We start from the raw sequence: 1,428 nt of genomic DNA on the forward strand, positions 1-1,428 counted from the left end.
AGTTGAGTCCCGGATAGTGGTGTAACCCTCCCCGGTGGCCACGACCATCTTCGAGACGGACGCGGTCACCGTGGGAGCCTTCGAGCGAACCTTCCACAGCACTCTCGAAAGGACATCACCACGATGACCGCTCCTCATATTGTCGACCCTGAACGGCTGCTGCGCGAAGCTCTCGGGGAGGCCTCTCCCGATCTGTTGCGCCACCTGCTGCAGACCGTGATCAACGCACTGCTCTCCGCCGACGCTGACGCGGTCTGCGGGGCCGAGTACGGCAAGCCCTCCGAACATCGGACAGCGCAGCGCAACGGCTACCGCCACCGACCCCTGGACACCCGCGCCGGCACGATCGATGTGGCCATCCCCAAACTCCGGGCCGGCACGTACTTCCCCGAATGGCTGCTCGAGCGCCGCAAACGGGCCGAGTCCGCACTGATCACCGTGGTCGCGGACTGCTACCTGGCCGGGGTCTCGACCCGGCGCATGGACAAGCTCGTACGGCAGCTGGGCATCGACTCGCTCTCGAAGTCCCAGGTCAGCCGGATGGCACAGGAGTTGGACGAGCACATCGAGGCTTTCCGCCACCGGCCTCTGGGCGAGGCCGGCCCGTTCGTGTTCCTCGCCGCCGACGCCCTGACCATGAAGGTGCGTGAGGGCGGGCGTGTGGTCAACGCGGTGGCCATGGTCGCCACCGGGGTCAACGCGGACGGGCGCCGCGAGGTCCTCGGGCTGAGGGTGGCCACCACGGAGTCCGGGGCGGGGTGGAACGAGTTCTTCGCGGATCTGGTGGCCCGGGGGCTGGCCGGGGTGGCACTGGTGACCTCGGACTCCCATCGCGGCCTCGTGGAAGCAGTGGCGGCGAACCTGCCCGGGGCCGTGTGGCAACGCTGCCGCACCCATTACGCGGCGAATCTGATGGCCGTGACCCCGAAGAGCATGTGGCCGGCGGTGAAGGCCATGCTGCACAGCGTGTATGACCAGCCCGACGGGCCGGCCGTGCACGCCCAGTTCGAGCGCCTGTTGGACTACGTGCAGGACAGGTTGCCCGCGGTGGCCGCCCACTTAGACGCCGCTCGACAGGACATCCTCGCGTTCACCTCGTTCCCGAGGGACGTGTGGTGCCAGATCTGGTCGAACAACCCCGCCGAGCGGCTGAACCGGGAGATCCGGCGCCGCACGGACTCGGTGGGGATCTTCCCGAACCGGGATGCCGTGGTGCGCCTGGTCGGGGCCGTGCTGGCCGAGCAGACAGATGAATGGGCCGAAGGCCGCCGGTATCTCGGCCTGGAACTGCTCGCCCGGTGCCGTGAGCCCCTGACCACGGAGCAAGAGACCGTGATGAGCACGGAGGTGATGCCGACCCTGCAGACCTGACAGGTACAAGCCCCCTACAACCTCGAAGACGGTTACACCACTTCCAGGGACTTGACC

Annotated in this window: 1 protein-coding gene; it reads left to right on the forward strand. The window is 67.7% G+C overall.

The genetic code is table 11. The features are described from left to right. The first annotated feature begins 123 nt into the window (after window positions 1–123). On the forward strand, window positions 124–1,371 hold the full coding sequence (locus D8M29_RS12290) for an IS256 family transposase (RefSeq protein WP_036337348.1): 1,248 nt from the start codon (window positions 124–126) through the stop codon (window positions 1,369–1,371). Window positions 1,372–1,428: the final 57 nt, after the last annotated feature.

It is taken from the genome of Micrococcus sp. HSID17227 (assembly GCF_003989405.1).
Lineage (GTDB): Bacteria > Actinomycetota > Actinomycetes > Actinomycetales > Micrococcaceae > Micrococcus > Micrococcus luteus.